The organism is Naasia sp. (assembly GCF_025465545.1).
GTDB lineage: Bacteria > Actinomycetota > Actinomycetes > Actinomycetales > Microbacteriaceae > Naasia.
This window is the reverse complement of sequence record NZ_JAODMK010000010.1, coordinates 96,426-114,238: the sequence shown is the minus strand read 5'-3', so window position 1 is coordinate 114,238 and position 17,813 is coordinate 96,426. Positions and strand designations below refer to the sequence as shown.

Sequence of the window (17,813 nt, the reverse complement as noted above, 5' to 3'; positions counted from 1 at the left end):
ACACCGCCGCCGCGGGTGACGACTGCGGCCACAGCGGCCGTGACGGAGCGGGTCTCTCCGGCGGAGGCCGACGCCGGGGCACCGGGCGGGGTCCGCCCCTCGGGTAGAATCGAGAACGGTGAGCACAGCGGTGGAGAGTCAGGCCCGGGTCGGCGCGAAGCGCCCGCCCGTCGGTTTCCGGACCAAGGCGCGGGCCTATCTCGCCCTCACGAAGCCGAGGGTGATCGAGCTGCTGCTCGTGACCACCGCGCCGGTGATGATCCTCGCGGCGAACGGCATCCCGAATCCCTGGCTGATCCTCGGCACCCTCCTCGGCGGCGCCCTGAGCGCCGGGTCGGCCAACGCGTTCAACTGCTACATCGACCGCGACATCGATGCCGTCATGCACCGCACCCGGCGGCGTCCGCTGGTGACCGGAGACGTCACGCCGCGCGAGGCGCTCGTCTTCGCCTGGATCCTCGGGGTCGTGTCCACGGTGTGGCTCGCGGTGTTCACCACGTGGGTGGCCGCGATGCTGTCGGTCGCCGCGATCCTGTTCTACGTCTTCGTCTACACGCTGTGGCTCAAGCGCCGCACCGAGCAGAACATCATCTGGGGCGGCATCGCGGGCTGCTTCCCGGTGCTCATCGGCTGGGCGGCCGTCACCGGCGAGCTGGCGTGGGCGCCCTTCATCCTCTTCATGGTGGTGTTCCTCTGGACGCCGCCGCACTACTGGCCACTCTCCATGAAGTACCGCGACGACTACGCCGCGGTCGGCGTGCCGATGCTCGCCGTGGTCCGATCGCGCCAGGCGGTGGGCCTGCAGACGATCCTGTACGCCTGGGCGACGGTGGCCTGCTCGCTGCTGCTCGTGCCGGTCGCCGCGATGGGACTCGTCTACACCGGCATCGCGGCGGTGTCCGGCGGCTGGTTCATCTACGAGACGCACCGCCTCTACGGGCTCGCCATCCGCGGCGCCGAGCCCGCGCCGATGCGCGTGTTCCACGCATCGATCAGCTACCTCACGCTGCTCTTCCTGGCGGTCGCGATCGACCCGCTGCTGCCGTTCTGATGCGCACCCCGTTCGCGGTCCTCGCCGATCGCGTCGCCCTCGGTCCCCGCGCGCTGCGCTGGGGGACCACCGCGGCGCTCCTCGTCAGCGTGCTGATCGTCGTCACCGGGGGAGTGGTGCGGGTCACCGGTTCGGGGCTCGGCTGTCCCACCTGGCCCGCGTGCGATTCCGGCTCGCTCACCACCACGCCCGAGCTGGGGATCCACGGCCTCATCGAGTTCACGAACCGCGCTCTCACCGGCGTGCTGATCCTTGCGGTCGGCTGGGCGATCCTGGCCGCCCGCCTGCAGCGCCCCCGCCGGCGGGCGCTCACCCGACTCGCCTGGTCACAGTTCTGGCTGGTCGTGGTCAACGCGGTGGCCGGCGGCATCACCGTGCAGACGGGGCTCAATCCCTGGGTCGTTGCACTGCACTTCGTGCTCGCCATGGCGCTCCTCGCCACCACGACGCTCACCTGGCACCGGGCACGTCAGTCCACGGAGGTCGTCGACCTCGGCTCGGCTGATCGGCGCCTCGCGGAGGTGCTCACCGTCGTCACGCTCGCCCTGATCGCAGCAGGCACCGCCGTCACCGGCTCCGGTCCGCACTCGGGGGACTCCGCCGAGGTGCCGCGCATGCCGTTCGACTGGGTGTGGGTCAGCATGGTGCACGGGACGCTCGCCGTCGCCGTCCTGCTGCTCGCGATCGCGCTCTCCGCTCGCCTGTCCCGCAATCCCGGAGCGGGCGTGGCCCGAGCGCGGGTGCGAACCCTGGTGATCGTGCTGCTCGCCCAGGGACTCGTCGGCATCGCGCAGGCGCTCTCGGCGCTTCCCGCCGTGCTGGTCGTGCTGCACCTGCTCGGCGCAGCGCTGGTCTGGGTGGGCGTCCTCCGTGTGCTCCTCGACGTGAGTCCGCGGCTCTTCGGCACCGTCCGGGCCTCCGGCGGCGACGCGGCGGACGGCCCGCTGGTGTCCGCCGCCCCCGGCGAGCGGTTCCTCCGCCCCTGACGCGTGACGCGCGGAGGTTCCCCGCGTAGACTGGCTGGTCGGCGCGCTCATCCTCGTTCGCGATCCGGATCGGGCCCGACGGCGGTCCCACGGCATCCGGGTGACGTGCAGGTGCTTCGGCGATGGTGGGGAGCGCTTCGGTTCCGCAACGGGCGGAATTCGCATGCCCGTGCGCCGGTTGATCACAGGGAAGAGAGGTGCTCATGTCAGACGTCCTGATTGATCGTCCAGAACTCGCGAGCCTCGGCCAGTACGAATTCGGCTGGTCCGACACGGACGCCGCGGGTGCCACGGCACAGCGCGGGCTCTCGCCGCAGGTCGTGGAGAACATCTCCGGGCTGAAGAGCGAGCCGGCGTGGATGCTGAAGAACCGCCTCAAGGCGCTGAGCATCTTCGAGCGCAAGCCGATGCCCACCTGGGGCGCCGATCTCTCCGAGATCGACTTCGACAACATCAAGTACTTCGTGCGGTCCACGGAGAAGCAGGCGCAGACCTGGGAGGACCTCCCCGCGGACATCCGGGAGACCTACGAGCGGCTCGGCATTCCCGAGGCGGAGCGTCAGCGCCTCGTCGGCGGCGTCGCTGCCCAGTACGAGTCCGAGGTCGTCTACCACCAGATCCGCGAGGACCTCGAAGCCCAGGGCGTCCTGTTCCTCGACACGGACACGGCGCTCCGCGAGCACCCCGAGATGTTCCGGGAGTACTTCGGCACGGTCATCCCGGCCGGCGACAACAAGTTCGCCGCGCTGAACACGTCGGTCTGGTCGGGCGGCTCGTTCGTCTACGTGCCGAAGGGCGTGCACGTCGACATCCCGCTGCAGGCCTACTTCCGGATCAACACCGAGAACATGGGCCAGTTCGAGCGCACGCTGATCATCGCCGACGAGGGCAGCTACGTGCACTACATCGAGGGCTGCACGGCGCCCATCTACAAGTCGGACTCGCTGCACTCCGCGGTCGTCGAGATCATCGTCAAGAAGAACGCGCGGGTGCGCTACACGACCATCCAGAACTGGTCGAACAACGTCTACAACCTCGTCACCAAGCGCGCGATCGCGCACGAGGGCGCGACGATGGAGTGGATCGACGGCAACATCGGCTCCAAGGTGACGATGAAGTACCCGTCCATCTACCTGGTCGGCGAGCATGCCAAGGGCGAGACCCTGTCGGTGGCCTTCGCGGGCCCCGGTCAGCACCAGGACGCCGGCGCGAAGATGGTGCACATGGCGCCGTACACGCAGTCGTCGATCGTGTCCAAGTCCATCGCCCGCGGCGGCGGCCGGGCCGGCTACCGCGGCGAGGTCCGGGTGGACGCCAACGCGCACCACTCGGCCAACACGGTGCGCTGCGACGCACTGCTCGTCGACACCATCTCCCGCTCGGACACCTACCCGTCCATCGACATCCGCGTCGACGATGTTCAGCTCGGCCACGAGGCGACCGTCTCGAAGGTGAGCGAGGAGCAGCTCTTCTACCTGATGTCCCGGGGCATGCCCGAGGACGAGGCGATGGCGATGATCGTCCGCGGCTTCATCGAGCCGATCGCTCGGGAGCTGCCGATGGAGTACGCACTGGAGCTCAACAAACTGATCGAGATGGGCATGGAAGGCAGTGTCGGCTAGGTGACCGAGAGCACAGCGACCAGCCCCGCGCGAGGACTCGCCACCCCGGACGGGAACACTGCCGTTGAGGTGACGGGCACCGGCACCCGCCCGTCGATCATCTCCGACGCCACCAACCGGCACGGCGCCGTGCCGGTGCAGACCCGCAACGCGCGGTTCACCTCGGCCGATGTGGCCGACTTCCCGGAGGTCACCGGGCGCGAGGCGAACTGGAAGCTCACGCCGGTCGACCGGATCCGGGATCTCCTCGACGGTCCTCTCGACGGGTCCGCGTACTCGGTGGTGGCGCAGCCATCGGACGGCGTCGACGTCCGCTGGGTGCCGCGGACCGATCCGCGGATCGGGCTCGCGGGCATCCCCGAGGACAAGGCCTCCGCCAACGCCTGGTCGTCGTTCGGCACAGCCCTCGCCATCACCCTCTCCGGTGAGGAGCACACCGAGCTCGTCGTGGGGCGCTCCGAATTCGGCACCTTGCCGCGCGCGGCGCACACTCTCCTCGAGGCGAAGCCGTTCAGCGACTCCCTCGTGGTGCTGGACAACACCGGGTCCGCCGCGCTCGTCGAGAACCTCGAGATCCTCGTCCGGGACGGCGCCCGTCTCACCCTCGTCACGGTTCAGGACTTCGCGGAGGACGCCCGCTACGTCGCGAGCCACTTCGCCCAGGTCGGCCGGGACGCGACCTTCAAGCACGTCGTGGTGTCTCTCGGCGGCAGCGTCGTGCGGGTGAACCCCTCGGTGACGCTGGCCGACACCGGTGCGGACGGCGAGCTGCTCGGCGTGTACTTCAGCGACGCCGGCCAGCACCTCGAGCAGCAGGTGTTCCTCTTCCACAAGGCGGCGAACACCCGCGGCCGGGTCAACTACAAGGGCGCCCTGCAGGGCGCGGGCGCGCGAACGGTCTGGATCGGCGACGTGCTGATCGGCCCAGAGGCCTCCGGCACCGACAGCTACGAGCAGAACCGCAACCTCGTGCTCTCGGACGGGACCCGCGCCGACAGCATCCCCAACCTCGAGATCGAGACGGGCGACATCCTGGGGGCCGGGCATGCGAGCGCCACCGGACGATTCGACGACGAGCAGCTGTTCTACCTGCAGTCCCGTGGCATCCCCGAGGAGGAGGCGCGACGGCTCGTCGTGCGCGGCTTCCTGATCGACATCATCCAGCGCATCGGCTCTGCCGCGCTCGAGGAGCGGCTGACCGCCGCCATCGAGGCGGAGCTCGCGAGGGACGACCGATGACCGGCGTGCGGGTCTGCTCGCTCGACGACGTGCGGGTCGACTCGGCCACGCGTGTGGTGATCGAGGGCGTCGCCATCGCGGTCGTCCGGGACAGCGCGGGCCGGGTGCACGCGATCGGTGACACCTGCACCCACGGCGACATCTCCCTGTCCGAGGGCTTCGTCGAGGACGACACGCTCGAATGCTGGGCCCACGGCTCCCGCTTCGAGCTGACCACGGGCCGGCCTCTCACGCTGCCCGCCTACGAGCCGGTTCCCGTCTTCGGCGTCACCGTCGTCGATGGCGGCGTCTACGTCGACCCGACGCCGCTGACGATCGGCGCCTGACCGCCCTGCGGTCACTCCACTTTCGAAAGGAATCCCCGATGTCCACCCTCACCATCTCCGACCTCCAGGTCAGCGTCGAGACCGACCAGGGCGCCAAGCAGATCCTCCGCGGCGTCGACCTCACCATCAACGAGGGCGAGATCCACGCGATCATGGGGCCGAACGGGTCGGGCAAGTCGACGCTCGCCTACGCGATCGCCGGTCATCCCAAGTACACCGTCGACGGCGGCTCGATCACGCTCGACGGTGAGGACGTGCTCGCGATGACCGTCGACCAGCGCGCGAGGGCAGGCCTCTTCCTCGCCATGCAGTACCCGGTGGAGATCCCGGGCGTCACCAACTCCAACTTCCTGCGCACGGCCAAGACCGCGATCACCGGCGAGGCACCGGCCATCCGTGGCTGGATCAAGGAGGTGCGCGACTCGATGGGGAAGCTGCGCATGGACTCCTCGTTCGCCGAGCGGAACGTCAACGAGGGCTTCTCCGGCGGTGAGAAGAAGCGCAACGAGATCCTCCAGATGGAGCTGCTCAAGCCCCGGTTCGCCGTCCTCGACGAGACCGACTCCGGCCTCGACGTGGACGCGCTGAAGATCGTGTCCGAGGGCGTCAACCGTGCAATGGCGGCGACCGGCCTCGGGATCCTGCTGATCACCCACTACACGCGGATCCTCCGGTACATCACGCCGGACTTCGTGCATGTGTTCGTGGCCGGCCGCGTCGCCGAGGAGGGCGGACCGGAGCTCGCCGAGCGACTCGAGGACGAGGGCTACGACCGCTTCCTTCCCGAGGCGGTGAGCTGATGGCCGTCTCACTCTCTCCCGAGCGCTTCGACGAGTTCACGGAGGCGCTGAAGGACGTCGTCGACCCCGAGCTTGGCGTCAACATCGTCGACCTCGGCCTCATCTACGACCTCGCCTGGGACGAGGAGAACGACGCCCTCCTCATCAGCATGACCCTCACATCGGCCGGCTGCCCGCTCACCGACGTCATCGAGGAGGACACCGCGCAGGCCCTCGACGGCCACGCCGAGCGCTTCCGCATCAACTGGGTGTGGATGCCCCCGTGGGGCCCCGAGAAGATCACCGACGACGGCCGCGAGATGATGCGCGCCATCGGCTTCGCCATCTGACCTGCCGAACCTCTCACCCCGAGCGGCGCCGGCCTTCTGCTGAGAGATTCTCAGCGGTAGGGTCGGCGCGTGACCGTTCCCGCCATCGACGTCTGGGCCGTGCTGTCACCGCCGCGCGCTGCACCACGCCACGACGCGTCGGGCGGGCGGGCGGTGGCCCGGACGCGCCTCGACCCGGGCTACGAGCTCGTCACCACCGTGGTGATGGCGCTGACCAGCCGCGCCTTCGGGGTCGGCCAGGGAGCCCCGGCCTAGCGTCGAAGCCCCGACCTGCCCAGTTCTGCCGCCGCTCAGTGCCGAGTTGCGGCGGAATTGGGCAGATCGGCGTCTAGGAGCGGCGGCGCTCGAGGCCGAACCAGCCGAGGCGGATGGCTCCGGCGGCGATCGCGGCCTTGATCACGCCGCCGAGCACGAACGGGTACAGGCCGGCCGCGAGCGTCTGCTCGAGGCTCAGCCCGAGGGTGATCGCGAGCCAGGGCAGGCCGATCGCGAACGGGACGAGCGAGCCGACCAGGTAGGCCGCCATGCCGCCGAGGATCCGCCGGTCCCAGCGGCGCTCGGCGAGATAGCCGGTGAGCGCCGCAGCGAAGATGAAGCCGACGATATAGCCGCCGGTGGCGCCGAAGAGGACGCCTGTGCCGCTCGTGGCGGCGCTGAACACCGGCAGTCCGACAGCGCCGACGACGGCGTAGAGCACCATCGAGAGCGCGCCGCGAAGCGAGCCGAGGGTGCCGCCGACCAGCAGCACCGCGAGGGTCTGACCGGTGATCGGCACGGGGTGCAGCGGGATGACGACCTGCGCGAGCAGCGCGGTCAGCGCGGTGCCCGCGACGATCAGGGCGAGATCCGCGGCGATCCCGCGCGGGACGACCAGGTCGGCCAGGACGGGGCGGCGGGCGGCGAGTGAGACGGACGACATGGCTTCCCTCGGGGTGTGGCGGGCGACCCGGGACCCGGGCGGCGGAATTTATACTAGAGGGCTGTCGTTTTCGACAATGCTCCCCCTCCTCCTGAAGTAAAGGTCGTTCTCTGTGCTCGCCGTGCATGATCTCGAGATCCGCATCGGGGCACGCGTCCTCATGGAGGGCGTGAACTTCCGAGTGAGCGCCGGCGACAAGATCGGACTCGTCGGCCGCAACGGAGCAGGAAAGACGACACTGACGAAGACGCTCGCGGGGGAGACCCTGCCGACCGGCGGCCGCATCGACCGGTCAGGCGAGATCGGCTACCTGCCCCAGGACCCGCGTTCCGGCAATCCGGAGGAGCTCGCCCGCACCCGCATCCTCGACGCTCGTGGCCTCGGCTCCCTGGTGCTCGGCATGGAGAAGGCCGGCCTCGACATGGCCAGCGACGACGCCAAGATCGCCGAGCGGGCCATGAAGAAGTACGGCGACGCCAACGACCGCTTCCTGGCCCTCGGCGGCTACGCGGCGGAGGCCGAGGCCGCGTCGATCGCGAGCAACCTGAACCTCCCGGACCGCATCCTCGACCAACCGCTCAAGACGCTCTCCGGCGGCCAGCGCCGGCGCATCGAGCTCGCCCGCATCCTGTTCTCCGGCGCCGACACGATCATCCTCGACGAGCCGACGAACCACCTGGACGCCGACTCGGTCGTGTGGCTGCGCGACTTCCTCAAGAGCTATGCCGGCGGCGTGATCGTGATCAGCCACGACATCGAGCTGGTGGGGGAGACCGTGAACCGGGTCTTCTACCTCGACGCCAACCGCTCCGTCATCGACGTCTACAACATGGGCTGGAAGCAGTACCTGCGCCAGCGCGCGTCCGACGAGGAGCGGCGCAAGAAGGAGCGCGCCAACGCCGAGAAGAAGGCGTCCGTGCTTCAGCTGCAGGCCGCCCGCTTCGGCGCGAAGGCCAGCAAGGCGGCCGCCGCCCACCAGATGGTTCGCCGGGCCGAGAAGCTCCTCTCCGGGCTCGACGAGGTGCGCACCGTCGACCGCGTGGCCAAGCTGCGGTTCCCGGATCCCGCGCCCTGCGGCCGCACGCCTCTCATGGCGTCGGATCTCAGCAAGAACTACGGATCGCTGGAGATCTTCACCGCGGTGGACCTCGCCATCGACCGTGGCTCGAAGGTCGTCGTGCTGGGCCTGAACGGCGCGGGCAAGACCACCCTGCTGCGGATCCTGGCCGGGGTGGACCTGCCGGACACCGGGCAGATCGAGGCTGGTCACGGCCTGCGAGTCGGCTACTACGCGCAGGAGCACGAGACACTCGACGTGAAGCGCAGCGTGCTGCAGAACATGATGACCGCCTCGGACACGCTCACCGAGACGGAGGCCCGCCGGGTGCTCGGCTCGTTCCTGTTCACCGGTGACGACACGAGCAAGCCCGCCGGGGTCCTGTCCGGTGGCGAGAAGACCCGGCTCGCCCTGGCGATGCTCGTGGTGTCCTCGGCGAACGTGCTGCTGCTCGATGAGCCGACCAACAACCTGGATCCGGCGAGCCGCGAGGAGATCCTGGGCGCGCTGGCCGGGTACACGGGAGCCGTCGTCCTGGTCAGCCATGACGAAGGCGCCGTGGAGGCGCTCAACCCGGAGCGGGTCCTCATCATGCCCGAGGGCACCGAGGACCTGTGGACCAAGGACTACGCGGAGCTCATCAGCCTCGCCTAGCCTCGCGGCGGTCCGCCCGGTCCTCTCGCTCAGCAGGCAGAAATCACTTGATCGGTCGGTGCGGCCCCGTTCTGCCTGCTAACGGCGATTCTGCCTGCTGAGGGAGAGTCTGCCTGCTGAGGGAGAGTCTGCCTGCTGAGGGACAGCGGCGCTCAGGCAGGGCGGGCAGAGGGCTGCTGCTGCGTGATGCAGTGGATTCCGCCGCCGCGGGCGAAGAGCTCGCGGGCGTCGAGCACCACCACCTTCCGGCCGGGATACTGCTCCGCCAGGATCCCCGCCGCCACGTCGTCGGCCGCGGGGTCGCCGAATCCGCAGGCGAGCACGCCGCCGTTCACCAGCACGTGATTGACGTAGCTGTAGTCGGTCCAGCTCTCGGTGCCCTCCACGTCCGGGGCGCGCAGCTGGGCCGGCGCCGGCAGGCGGATGAGCTCGAAAGCGCGGCCGGAGGCGTCGACGGCCCCCGCGAGCGTCTCGATCACCTCGGCGGTGACGGAGTGGTCGGGGTGCGCGGGGTCGCGCTGGTCGTGCACGAGGATCCGGCCCGGCGCGGCGAAGGCCGCGACGATGTCGACATGGCCCCGGGTGCCGAAGCGCTCGTAGTCGCGCGTCAGGCCACGCGGCAGCCAGACGGCTGACCGGGTGCCGAGGGTGCGGGCGAGCTCCGCCTCGACCTCCTCGCGGGAGAGCTGAGGATTGCGCCCCTCGCCCCGCTGCACCGTCTCGGTGAGCAGGACCGTGCCTTCGCCGTCGACGTGGAAGCCGCCGCCCTCGTTCACGAGGGAGCTGGCGACCACCTCCGCGCCGGCGAGTGCGGCCACGAAGGGCGCGATGTCTGCGTCCTTGTCCCACTCGGCCCAGTCGGGCGCACCCCAGCCGTTGAAGATCCAGTCGATCGCGCCGAGCCGCCCGTCCTCGCCGTCGAGGACGAAGGTGGGTCCCATGTCGCGCATCCAGGCGTCGTCGAGGGGCGCCGTGCGGCGTTCGACCTCGCCGGACAGGTGCCGCCGGGCGGAGTCCTCGTCGTCGGGACCGACGACCACCGTCACCGGCTCGAACTCGACTGCCGCATTGGCCACCGAAGCCCAGGCGCGCCACGCGGCCTCCGCGGTCTCCGCGCTCTCCCCGAGCGCGTAGCCCGAGGGGGGCCACGCCAGCCAGAGCCGATCCTGCCGGTCGCCCTCCCAGGGCATCGTCCACGCCATGACCCGAGGCTAGCGAGTGTCCAGCCCGCCCATCGCTCGGCTACCGTGGCGCCATGACGAACGATCTCGTGATCACCTCCGGCCGGGTCTTCACCGGCGCCGCCCTGCATCCCACTGCGACGGCGGTCGCCGTCTCCGGCGGACGCGTCGTCGCGATCGGCTCCGACGAGGATGCCCTCGCGGCGGTGCCCGGGGGAGCGGAGCTGTTCGACGCCGCCGGCGGACTGATCACGCCCGGCTTCCTGGACTCGCACGTGCATCCCACCCAAGGCGGGCACGAGCGCCTCACCTGCGACCTCACCGACAGCACCGACGCCGCGAGCGCCCTGGAACTGGTGCGGCGCTACGCCGTCGAGCACCCCGAGGACGACTGGATCGTCGGCGGCGGCTGGCATCTGCCCCACTTCCCGGGCGGCCTTCCCCGCGCAGAGCTGCTGGAGCAGGCGGCGCCGGGCCGAAAGGTGTACCTCGTCAACGCCGACCACCATGGCGCCTGGGTCTCCCCGGCCGCTCTCGCCGCGGCCGGGATGGACGCCGACACTCCCGACCCCGCCGACGGCCACATCGACCGGGACCCCGACGGCAGCCCCAGCGGCACCCTGCAGGAGGGCGCGATGGACCTGTTCGAGCACCTGCTGCCGGTCCCGGACGACGCCGCCTACGTCGACGCGCTCGTGGAGGCCCAGCGCTATCTGCGCTCGTTCGGCATCACCGGCTGGCAGGACGCGATCCTCGGCTCCTACGCCGGGGCGCGCGACAGCACGGAGGCCTACCTTCTCGGCTTCGAGTCCGGAGCCCTCTCCGCACGCGTCTCCGCCGCCCTGTGGCTGACCCGTGGCTTCGGCCTGGACGAGGTGGCGGACGTGGTCGCCCGACTCGTCGCGGCCCGGGACCGCATCGGGGTGCGGACCAACGATGCGGGCGGAAGCTTCAAGGCAGTGACCGTGAAGATCATGCAGGACGGCGTGCCCGAGAGCCGCACCGCCGCCCTGAAACAGCCCTACCTGGACGGGCACGGCCATCCCACGGACCAGCTCGGACCCTCGCACTTCCCGCCCGAGGTGCTCGACGCGGTCGCCGTCGCCCTGGCGAGGGAGGGCTTCCAGCTGCACATCCACGCGATCGGCGACCGGGCCGTGGCGGAGGCCCTGCACGCGCTCGGCCTCGCCGCCGAGCAGACCGATGGGGAGGCGCTTCGGCACCACCTGGCGCACCTGCAGCAGGTGGACCTCGACGACATCGCGACGATGGCCTCGCTGGGGGTCACCGCGAACCTGCAGGCGCTCTGGGCCTGCAACAGCGATCAGATGACCGAACTCAACCTTCCCCTCGTGGGCGAGGGACGGTTCCGGGAGCAGTACCCGTTCGCGGCGATGGCGGCGGCCGGCGTCCGGCTCGCCATGGGCTCGGACTGGCCGGTGTCGACGCCAGATCCGTGGCAGGCGATCTCGGTCGCGGTGACCCGGGTGGAGCCGGGGGAGGACCGCTATCCGCCACTGGGGAAGGGCCAGGAGCTGACCCTGGAGCAGGCGCTCTCCGCCTACACGGCCGGTTCCGCACGGGTGACCCTGCACGACGACGCCGGACGGATCGAGCTGGGCGGGAGGGCGGACCTCGCGGTGGCTGACCGGAACCCGTTCGACCTCTCGGCTCAGCAGATTCACACTGTCCGCAACGTGCTGACGGTATCGGCGGGCCGGGTGGTCCATCGCGGCTGAGAAAACCGCACGCGACCACCGTTTCCGTTGCCGTATCGCCATCGGAGCGCGGGATCCGTAGGTGTTTCGTGTCATGCGCAACCGGTTCGATCGTGTAAGAAGTGAGCGGGGTTCCGCGCGCAGAAGTTGTGGCCGCGGTGCTCGACGCCCTAATTTCGGCAGTACGCCCTTCGCGCTCTCCTGCGCGACGACTTCGTGATCATCGAGGAGCCCGAACGATGACCTTCCTCGCCACCAGCGGACCGGAGACGGATTCCGTGGCCGGCCGTCCCGGTCGCGTGACCCTGCAGGGCGTCTCCAAGATCTACGGCAAGAGCTATGCCGTCAAGGGACTGGACCTCGACATCGAGGCGGGGACCTTCGTCTCCCTGCTCGGCCCGAGCGGCTGCGGCAAGACGACGACGCTCCGGATGATCGGCGGCTTCGAGTACCCCGACGAGGGCACCATCGCCATCTCCGGAACCCCCATGCACGAGCTGCCCCCGCACAAGCGACCGGTGAACACGGTGTTCCAGGCCTACGCGCTGTTCCCGCACATGTCGGTCGCCAAGAACGTGGCGTACGGCCTCGGCTACGCCAAGGTCCCCAAGAGCGAGATCGCGACCCGGGTCACCGACGCGCTCGGCATGGTCCGGATGAAGGGCTTCGCGGACCGCATGCCGGCCCAGCTGTCGGGCGGGCAGCAGCAGCGCATCGCGCTCGCCCGCGCCCTCGTCAACCGCCCGTCGGTCCTGCTCCTCGACGAGCCGATGTCCGCCCTCGACCGCAAGCTGCGCGAGGAGATGCAGATCGAGCTCAAGCTCCTCCAGCAGCAGCTCGGCACCACCTTCGTCTTCGTGACCCACGATCAGGAGGAGGCGATGACGATGAGCGACCGCATCGCCGTGATGAACGGCGGCAGGATCGAGCAGATCGGCTCGCCGGCCGAGGTGTACGACAACCCGGCGAGCGCCTACGTCGCCGGGTTCATCGGCCAGCAGAACTTCTTCCAGGGGACCGTCCGCAAGGCCGCCGGTCAGGAGGCGGTCGTCGACTTCCCGGGCGGCACGCTGGCCGGCGCCACTCCCGCGGCCACTCTGCTGGCAACCGGCGCCGCCGTCACCGGAGCCGTCCGGCCCGAGAACGTCACCGTCACCAGCCAAACGGCCGAGGGGCACAACCAGGTCAGGGCGACCCTGATGGGTGTCAGCCAGCTCGGGTCCTACCTCCAGGTCGTCACCCTCACCGACGCGGGCGTGAAGATCCTGGCCCGCACCTCCCGCTCTCTCGACGTGCCCACGACCGTGGGCACGCCGGTCACCTGCAGCTGGCCCGCCAGTGCAGTGAAGCTCTACCCCGCGACGGACGCCTCGTCCGCCACCCCGTCCTGACCCTCACAGCCAAGGAGTCCCCGAATGCCTGAGCGATCCGACCTCACGGTCCTCGTCCCCAGCTTCATGAAGAAGGAGGTGTCCCGGCGCCTCTTCCTCGGCGGAATGGTCGGCGCAGGCGCCTCCCTCGCCCTCGCCGCCTGCGCACCGGGAACCGGCGGCGGAAGTGGCGGCGGCGGCACCCTCAACCTCTACACCTGGGGCGAGTACGACGACCCCGACGTGCTCAAGTCGTTCACGAAGGACACCGGCGGACCGACCGTCAAGCTCGGCAGCTACGACTCCAATGAGGAGCTCATCGCCAAGCTCAACTCGTCGAAGGGGACGAGCGGCTACGACATCGTGGTGCCGACGATCGGCTTCATCCCGCAGATGGTCCAGCTGAAGCTGCTGGAGAAGCTCGACAAGTCGAAGCTGCCCAACATCAAGAACGTCGACCCGGCCTACCTCGACACGGATCTCGACAAGGGCAACGACTACAGCGTCCCGAAGGCCGTCGGCGTCTCCGGCTACCTCTACGACAGCACCGTGATCAAGCGTGAGCTCACCTCGTGGGCCGACTTCTTCGACGCGGCTCAGAAGGAGGCCGCCGGCGCGACCTCCATGCTCGGCGACCCCAACGAGATCCTCTGGGCGTACTTCTTCTCCATCGGCGAGGACATCAACACGAACGACGAGACCAAGCTGAACGCCGCTCGCGACTTCCTCGTCAAGAACATCGCTCCCAACGTCCAGGCCTTCGAGTCCTACGTGAGCGCGACCATCGCGCAGAACGGACGGGTGCTCGCGCACTCGTGGAACGGTGACGCCCGCCAGGGGATGCTGAGCAACCCCGACCCGGAGCGCTACAAGTGGGTCAAGCCCAGCGAAGGCGCCGGCCAGTTCGTCGACAACTGGTGCATCCCGGTCGGCTCGAAGAACATCGACGCCGCGCACGACTTCATCAACTACGTGCTCGACCCCGAGATCTCGCTCCGCGAGCTCGAGTACATCGGCTACAACACCTGTGTCAGAGGCATCGAGGAGGCGGCCGGCAACGTCGAGCTCCCCGAGCTGATCTTCTACACGCCGCAGGAGACGGAGAAGCTCGTCTTCGACATCGTCCCCGAGTCGCAGGAGAAGCGCGTCGCGATCTTCAACGAGCTCACGGCAGCGGCGGGGTAGTGACGGCCCTCCCCGCCCCCCGGCGTTCCGGTGCCCGCAGGTGGCGCTGGAACGCCGGCATGCTCGCAGCGCCCATCGGTGTGTGGCTGCTGTTCTTCTTCGTCGCGCCGTTCCTCCTGATCGTCTGGTACAGCTTCGGCGAGAAGCCGAGCCTCTACGAGACCCACGGCAACGACGTGTTCACGCTGCAGCGCTATGCCGACGCGGTCACGCCCGCGTTCCTGTCCACCTTCGGCCGGACGCTGCAGATCTCGCTTCTCGGCACCGTGCTGTGCCTGCTGATCGCGTTCCCGATGGCGTACTGGATGGCCGTCAAGCTGCCCTCCAGGTACCAGGGGATCGCGCTCGGCCTCGTGCTGGTGCCCTACTGGACCAACTTCCTCGTGCGCACCCTCGGCTGGCAGATCACGCTCAGCCCGAGCTCGTTCGTGGCCGACATCTCCCGCAGTCTGGGCTGGGGGACGCCCGACCTCCTCTACACGGCGGGAGCGGTGCAGCTCGGGGTGGTCTACAACTATCTGCCGCTGATGATCCTGCCGCTCTACGTCGCACTCGAGCGGATGGACCCGCGGCTGCTGGAGGCGAGTCGTGACCTCGGCGGCAATGCCTTCGCGGGCTTCCGCCGGATCACGGTGCCGCTCGCGGTCCCCGGCATCGGCGCAGGGCTGCTGCTGGTGTTCGTGCCCCTGATGGGCGACTATGTCACTCCCGCCGTCCTCGGCGGCGCGGCAGGAAGCATGATCGGGCAACAGGTCGCTCAGCAGTTCACGATCGCCCAGAACTGGGCGCTCGGCTCCGCGATGGCCATCATCCTGATGCTCGCGATCCTCGCCGTCGTGGTGCTCTTCGGGGTGCTGTTCAAGATCGTCGGGCTGATCGTCAGCCGGTTCGAGCACGTCGCCGTTATCGAGGACGCTCCGGGGGTCTCCGCATGACCGCAGTCGCAGAAGTCGTGTCCGACGCGCTCCCCGTGCCGGGAGCCGAGCGGAAGCCGCTCGGTCGGCGCCGGCGGATCGATCCGGCCAACGCGCTGCTCGCCGTCTGGGGCGTCCTCGGCTTCCTGTTCCTCTTCTTCCCGGTGCTCGTCATCGTCGCGTACTCGACGAACACGGGCCGACTGCTGCAGTCGTACCAGGGGTTCGGGTTCAACGCCTACGTCGACGCGCTCAGCAACTCGGCCATCACGGACGCGGTCACGGTCTCGCTCTACGTCGCGGTGTTCTCGGCGCTGGTGTCGGCGGTGCTCGGCTCCCTTGCCGGTGTCGCGATGGCCCGTCGCGCGGGGAAGGCGTGGATCGGCTGGATGACCGCACTGCTCGGCCTCGTGCTGGTGACCCCGGAGATCGTCAACGGCGTTTCCCTGCTGCCGTGGTTCGTGACCCTGGGCACCGACCTGGGGCTGACGCCGGTGAACAGTGGTCTCGTCCGCCTGATCATCGCGAATTCGCTGTTCTCCTGCGCTGTCGTGACGTTCATCGTGCGCGCCCGGATGGCGGGCCTCAGCCAGTCTCTGGAGGAGGCGGCAGCGGACCTCGGCGCACCGCCGGTGCGGCGCTTCCTCGACATCACCTTCCCGCTGATGCGCCCTGCAGTCATCTCCGGCACACTGCTGGCCTTCACGCTGAGCCTCGACAACACGGTGCTGTCGAGCTTCGTGTCCACGGCCGACGCGACGCCGTGGCCCGTCTACGTGTTCGCGTCCGTGCGCTCCACGCTGCGCCCATCCATCGCGGCGATGTCCACCCTGATGCTGCTGCTCACCCTGGTCGCGCTCGCGCTCGTCGCCCTCGTGCTCTTCCGGGCCCGGAAGGTCACGGGCGATGGGGCGGGACTCGCGGCGACGCTCGCCGGCGGCGGCGGCGGAGTCGGCGGCAACTGACGTTCGCTCGTCCTGCCGGCACCGCCTCTCGCGGCCGGCAGGACGAGCACGCGGGTGACCGTCAGGAGTCGAAGCCGAGGCCGACGGCGTCGAGGGTGCGCAGCAGCAGGTTCCGCCGGCCGTCCGAGTGGTCGGCCCGGTCCAGGGACCAGCGGGTCGCCTGGATGCCGATCGACGCCGCGGGCTCCGGCGGGAACGGCAGCGGCCGGCTGCGGACCAGCTCCAGCTCCGTCAGCTCCGTGGACTGCCCGCTGAGCAGGTCGAGCACCACGTCGGCCGAGAAGTGGGTCGCGGCCACGCCCAGCCCGGTGAAGCCGGACGCGTAGGCGATCCGTCCGCGGCCGGCGGTGCCGTAGAAGGCGCAGAACCGGGTGCACGTGTCGATGGCGCCCGCCCAGCGGTGGCTGAACCGGATCCCCTCGAGCTGCGGGAAGGTGGTGAGGAAGTGGCTCGCCAGGCGGCGGAAGGTCTCCGGTCGGTCCTCGTAGGCGGGACGGACGCGCCCGCCCCGGTGGTAGATCGCGTCGTAGCCGCCCCAGAGGATGCGGTTCTCGGCCGTGAGCCGGTAGTAGTGGAACTGGTTCGCGGCGTCGCCGATGCCTTCCCTGCCCGACCAGCCGATCGAGGCCAGCTGTTCCGCCGTGAGGGGCTCCGTCATCAGGACGTAGTCGTACACCGGCACGGTCATCAGCCGGTTCCGGGCGAGGAGCGAGGGGAAGACGTTGGTCGCCAGCGCGACCTGGTCGGCCCTGACGGTGCCGAAGTAGGTGCTGAGCTCCACGCCTTCGGCCGTGCGGTTCAGCGCGGACACCTTGGTGTGCTCGAAGATCTGCACCCCTGCGGCCGCGGCGGCCCTGGCAAGTTCGGCGGCGAGCTTCCCCGGATGCACCAGCGCGGACGTCCTGGCGCTGCGCAGGGCGCCCAGGTAGGTGGGCGAGTCGACGAGCGAGCGCACGGCAGCCTCGTCCAGGAAATCGCCCTCGCCGGTGCCGGACGCCTCGCTCAGCCACTTCACCTGGTGCGGCTCGGTGGCGACCGCGAGGCTGCCGTTGCGCTCGAACTCGCAGTCGAGCCCCAGCTCCGCGACGGTCGCCTCCATCCGGTCGAGGTTCTCCCGGCCCAGCCGTGTGAGAGTGTCCATCTCATTCGGGAAGCGGGACGCTCCGTTCTCATGGCCGTGGGTGAGGCTGGCCTCGACGAACCCGCCGTTCCTGCCGGACGCCGCCCAGCCGATCGTCTTCGCCTCGAGGAGCACCACGGTGGCGTCGGGACGGCGCTGTTTCGCGCGGAGCGCCGTCCACAGCCCCAGGTAGCCGCCCCCGACCACGGCGAGGTCGGCGGGGATCCCTGCCGTCAGCGCGGGATAGCGGGTGGCTGGGGCATCCTCCAGCCAGAAGACGCCCCGGCGGGTGCCTGACAGGCTGGCATCCACTGCTGCGGGTGGCGGAGGGAGACGCTCGAACACGGTGCTGGCCATTCGCCGAACTCTAGCGGCTC

17 protein-coding genes are annotated in these 17,813 nt (G+C 69.7%); 14 read left to right on the top strand and 3 right to left on the bottom strand.

All coding sequences use genetic code 11. The features are described from left to right. The first annotated feature begins 130 nt into the window (after positions 1–130). The 8 genes from JWR33_RS02810 to JWR33_RS02775 all read left to right on the top strand — a co-directional run bounded on the left by JWR33_RS02810 (position 131) and on the right by JWR33_RS02775 (position 6,608). The gene (locus tag JWR33_RS02810) at positions 131–1,051 is read left to right on the top strand and encodes a heme o synthase (protein WP_297409369.1); all 921 of its coding nucleotides are present in this window, start codon (positions 131–133) and stop codon (positions 1,049–1,051) included. Further along, entirely contained in the window at positions 1,051–2,037 is a 987-nt protein-coding gene (locus JWR33_RS02805) for a COX15/CtaA family protein (protein WP_297409263.1), read from the top strand. Before JWR33_RS02810 ends, JWR33_RS02805 begins: the two co-directional genes overlap by 1 nt. Positions 2,038–2,240: 203 nt before the next feature. Continuing rightward, positions 2,241–3,659: a Fe-S cluster assembly protein SufB gene (gene sufB / locus JWR33_RS02800; RefSeq protein WP_297409261.1), complete on the top strand. Its 1,419-nt coding sequence runs from the start codon at positions 2,241–2,243 to the stop codon at positions 3,657–3,659. A gap of 96 nt (positions 3,660–3,755) precedes the next feature. Beyond that, positions 3,756–4,898, top strand: a complete 1,143-nt coding sequence (locus tag JWR33_RS02795; RefSeq protein ID WP_297409367.1) for a SufD family Fe-S cluster assembly protein — start codon at positions 3,756–3,758, stop codon at positions 4,896–4,898. Next, on the top strand, positions 4,895–5,224 hold the full coding sequence (locus JWR33_RS02790) for a non-heme iron oxygenase ferredoxin subunit (RefSeq protein ID WP_297409259.1): 330 nt from the start codon (positions 4,895–4,897) through the stop codon (positions 5,222–5,224). The genes JWR33_RS02795 and JWR33_RS02790 overlap by 4 nt, the downstream gene beginning before the upstream one ends. A 38-nt stretch (positions 5,225–5,262) precedes the next feature. After that, positions 5,263–6,024, top strand: coding sequence for a Fe-S cluster assembly ATPase SufC (sufC, locus tag JWR33_RS02785; RefSeq protein ID WP_297409257.1), 762 nt, complete (start codon positions 5,263–5,265; stop codon positions 6,022–6,024). After that, positions 6,024–6,353 (top strand): metal-sulfur cluster assembly factor, encoded by a 330-nt coding sequence (locus JWR33_RS02780; protein WP_297409255.1) that lies wholly within the window; start codon positions 6,024–6,026, stop codon positions 6,351–6,353. The genes sufC and JWR33_RS02780 overlap by 1 nt, the downstream gene beginning before the upstream one ends. A gap of 69 nt (positions 6,354–6,422) precedes the next feature. Beyond that, on the top strand, positions 6,423–6,608 hold the full coding sequence (locus JWR33_RS02775) for a hypothetical protein (RefSeq protein WP_297409254.1): 186 nt from the start codon (positions 6,423–6,425) through the stop codon (positions 6,606–6,608). A 73-nt stretch (positions 6,609–6,681) separates the two neighbouring features. Here JWR33_RS02775 and JWR33_RS02770 read toward each other — a convergent pair whose 3' ends face one another. Next, the gene (locus tag JWR33_RS02770) at positions 6,682–7,272 is read right to left on the bottom strand and encodes a biotin transporter BioY (protein ID WP_297409252.1); all 591 of its coding nucleotides are present in this window, start codon (positions 7,270–7,272) and stop codon (positions 6,682–6,684) included. Between the two features lie 112 nt (positions 7,273–7,384). On the opposite strand from JWR33_RS02770, the gene JWR33_RS02765 reads away from it, so the two are divergent. Further along, the gene (locus tag JWR33_RS02765; protein ID WP_297409250.1) at positions 7,385–8,983 is read left to right on the top strand and encodes an ABC-F family ATP-binding cassette domain-containing protein; all 1,599 of its coding nucleotides are present in this window, start codon (positions 7,385–7,387) and stop codon (positions 8,981–8,983) included. A gap of 152 nt (positions 8,984–9,135) precedes the next feature. On the opposite strand, the gene JWR33_RS02760 is transcribed toward JWR33_RS02765, so the two are convergent. Then, a complete protein-coding gene (locus tag JWR33_RS02760) occupies positions 9,136–10,185 on the bottom strand; it encodes an agmatine deiminase family protein (RefSeq protein WP_297409248.1) in 1,050 nt (349 codons plus the stop codon). Positions 10,186–10,238: 53 nt separating this feature from the next. On the opposite strand from JWR33_RS02760, the gene JWR33_RS02755 reads away from it, so the two are divergent. From JWR33_RS02755 to JWR33_RS02735, 5 genes are all read left to right on the top strand, one after another. Then, complete coding sequence (locus JWR33_RS02755; protein ID WP_297409246.1) at positions 10,239–11,903, top strand: amidohydrolase; 1,665 nt, start codon at positions 10,239–10,241, stop codon at positions 11,901–11,903. A 218-nt stretch (positions 11,904–12,121) separates the two neighbouring features. Then, positions 12,122–13,273: an ABC transporter ATP-binding protein gene (locus JWR33_RS02750; protein WP_297409244.1), complete on the top strand. Its 1,152-nt coding sequence runs from the start codon at positions 12,122–12,124 to the stop codon at positions 13,271–13,273. A gap of 24 nt (positions 13,274–13,297) precedes the next feature. Next, a complete protein-coding gene (locus JWR33_RS02745; protein WP_297409242.1) occupies positions 13,298–14,437 on the top strand; it encodes a spermidine/putrescine ABC transporter substrate-binding protein in 1,140 nt (379 codons plus the stop codon). 59 nt (positions 14,438–14,496) lie between these two features. Further along, positions 14,497–15,372: an ABC transporter permease gene (locus tag JWR33_RS02740; RefSeq protein WP_297409240.1), complete on the top strand. Its 876-nt coding sequence runs from the start codon at positions 14,497–14,499 to the stop codon at positions 15,370–15,372. After that, positions 15,369–16,316, top strand: a complete 948-nt coding sequence (locus tag JWR33_RS02735; protein WP_297409238.1) for an ABC transporter permease — start codon at positions 15,369–15,371, stop codon at positions 16,314–16,316. Before JWR33_RS02740 ends, JWR33_RS02735 begins: the two co-directional genes overlap by 4 nt. A 61-nt stretch (positions 16,317–16,377) precedes the next feature. On the opposite strand, the gene JWR33_RS02730 is transcribed toward JWR33_RS02735, so the two are convergent. Next, complete coding sequence (locus tag JWR33_RS02730) at positions 16,378–17,793, bottom strand: FAD-dependent oxidoreductase (protein ID WP_297409236.1); 1,416 nt, start codon at positions 17,791–17,793, stop codon at positions 16,378–16,380. Between the last annotated feature and the right edge of the window lie 20 nt (positions 17,794–17,813).

Bases quoted from the DNA above. Each gene is read 5' to 3' on its own strand.
- JWR33_RS02805 (WP_297409263.1), top strand. From the start codon at position 1,051: ATGCGCACCCCGTTCGCGGTCCTCGCCGATCGCGTCGCCCTCGGTCCC.
- sufB (WP_297409261.1), top strand. From the start codon at position 2,241: ATGTCAGACGTCCTGATTGATCGTCCAGAACTCGCGAGCCTCGGCCAG.
- JWR33_RS02790 (WP_297409259.1), top strand. From the start codon at position 4,895: ATGACCGGCGTGCGGGTCTGCTCGCTCGACGACGTGCGGGTCGACTCG.
- sufC (WP_297409257.1), top strand. From the start codon at position 5,263: ATGTCCACCCTCACCATCTCCGACCTCCAGGTCAGCGTCGAGACCGAC.
- JWR33_RS02780 (WP_297409255.1), top strand. From the start codon at position 6,024: ATGGCCGTCTCACTCTCTCCCGAGCGCTTCGACGAGTTCACGGAGGCG.
- JWR33_RS02770 (WP_297409252.1), bottom strand. From the start codon at position 7,272: ATGTCGTCCGTCTCACTCGCCGCCCGCCGCCCCGTCCTGGCCGACCTG.
- JWR33_RS02760 (WP_297409248.1), bottom strand. From the start codon at position 10,185: ATGGCGTGGACGATGCCCTGGGAGGGCGACCGGCAGGATCGGCTCTGG.
- JWR33_RS02755 (WP_297409246.1), top strand. From the start codon at position 10,239: ATGACGAACGATCTCGTGATCACCTCCGGCCGGGTCTTCACCGGCGCC.
- JWR33_RS02750 (WP_297409244.1), top strand. From the start codon at position 12,122: ATGACCTTCCTCGCCACCAGCGGACCGGAGACGGATTCCGTGGCCGGC.
- JWR33_RS02745 (WP_297409242.1), top strand. From the start codon at position 13,298: ATGCCTGAGCGATCCGACCTCACGGTCCTCGTCCCCAGCTTCATGAAG.
- JWR33_RS02740 (WP_297409240.1), top strand. From the start codon at position 14,497: ATGCTCGCAGCGCCCATCGGTGTGTGGCTGCTGTTCTTCTTCGTCGCG.
- JWR33_RS02735 (WP_297409238.1), top strand. From the start codon at position 15,369: ATGACCGCAGTCGCAGAAGTCGTGTCCGACGCGCTCCCCGTGCCGGGA.
- JWR33_RS02730 (WP_297409236.1), bottom strand. From the start codon at position 17,793: ATGGCCAGCACCGTGTTCGAGCGTCTCCCTCCGCCACCCGCAGCAGTG.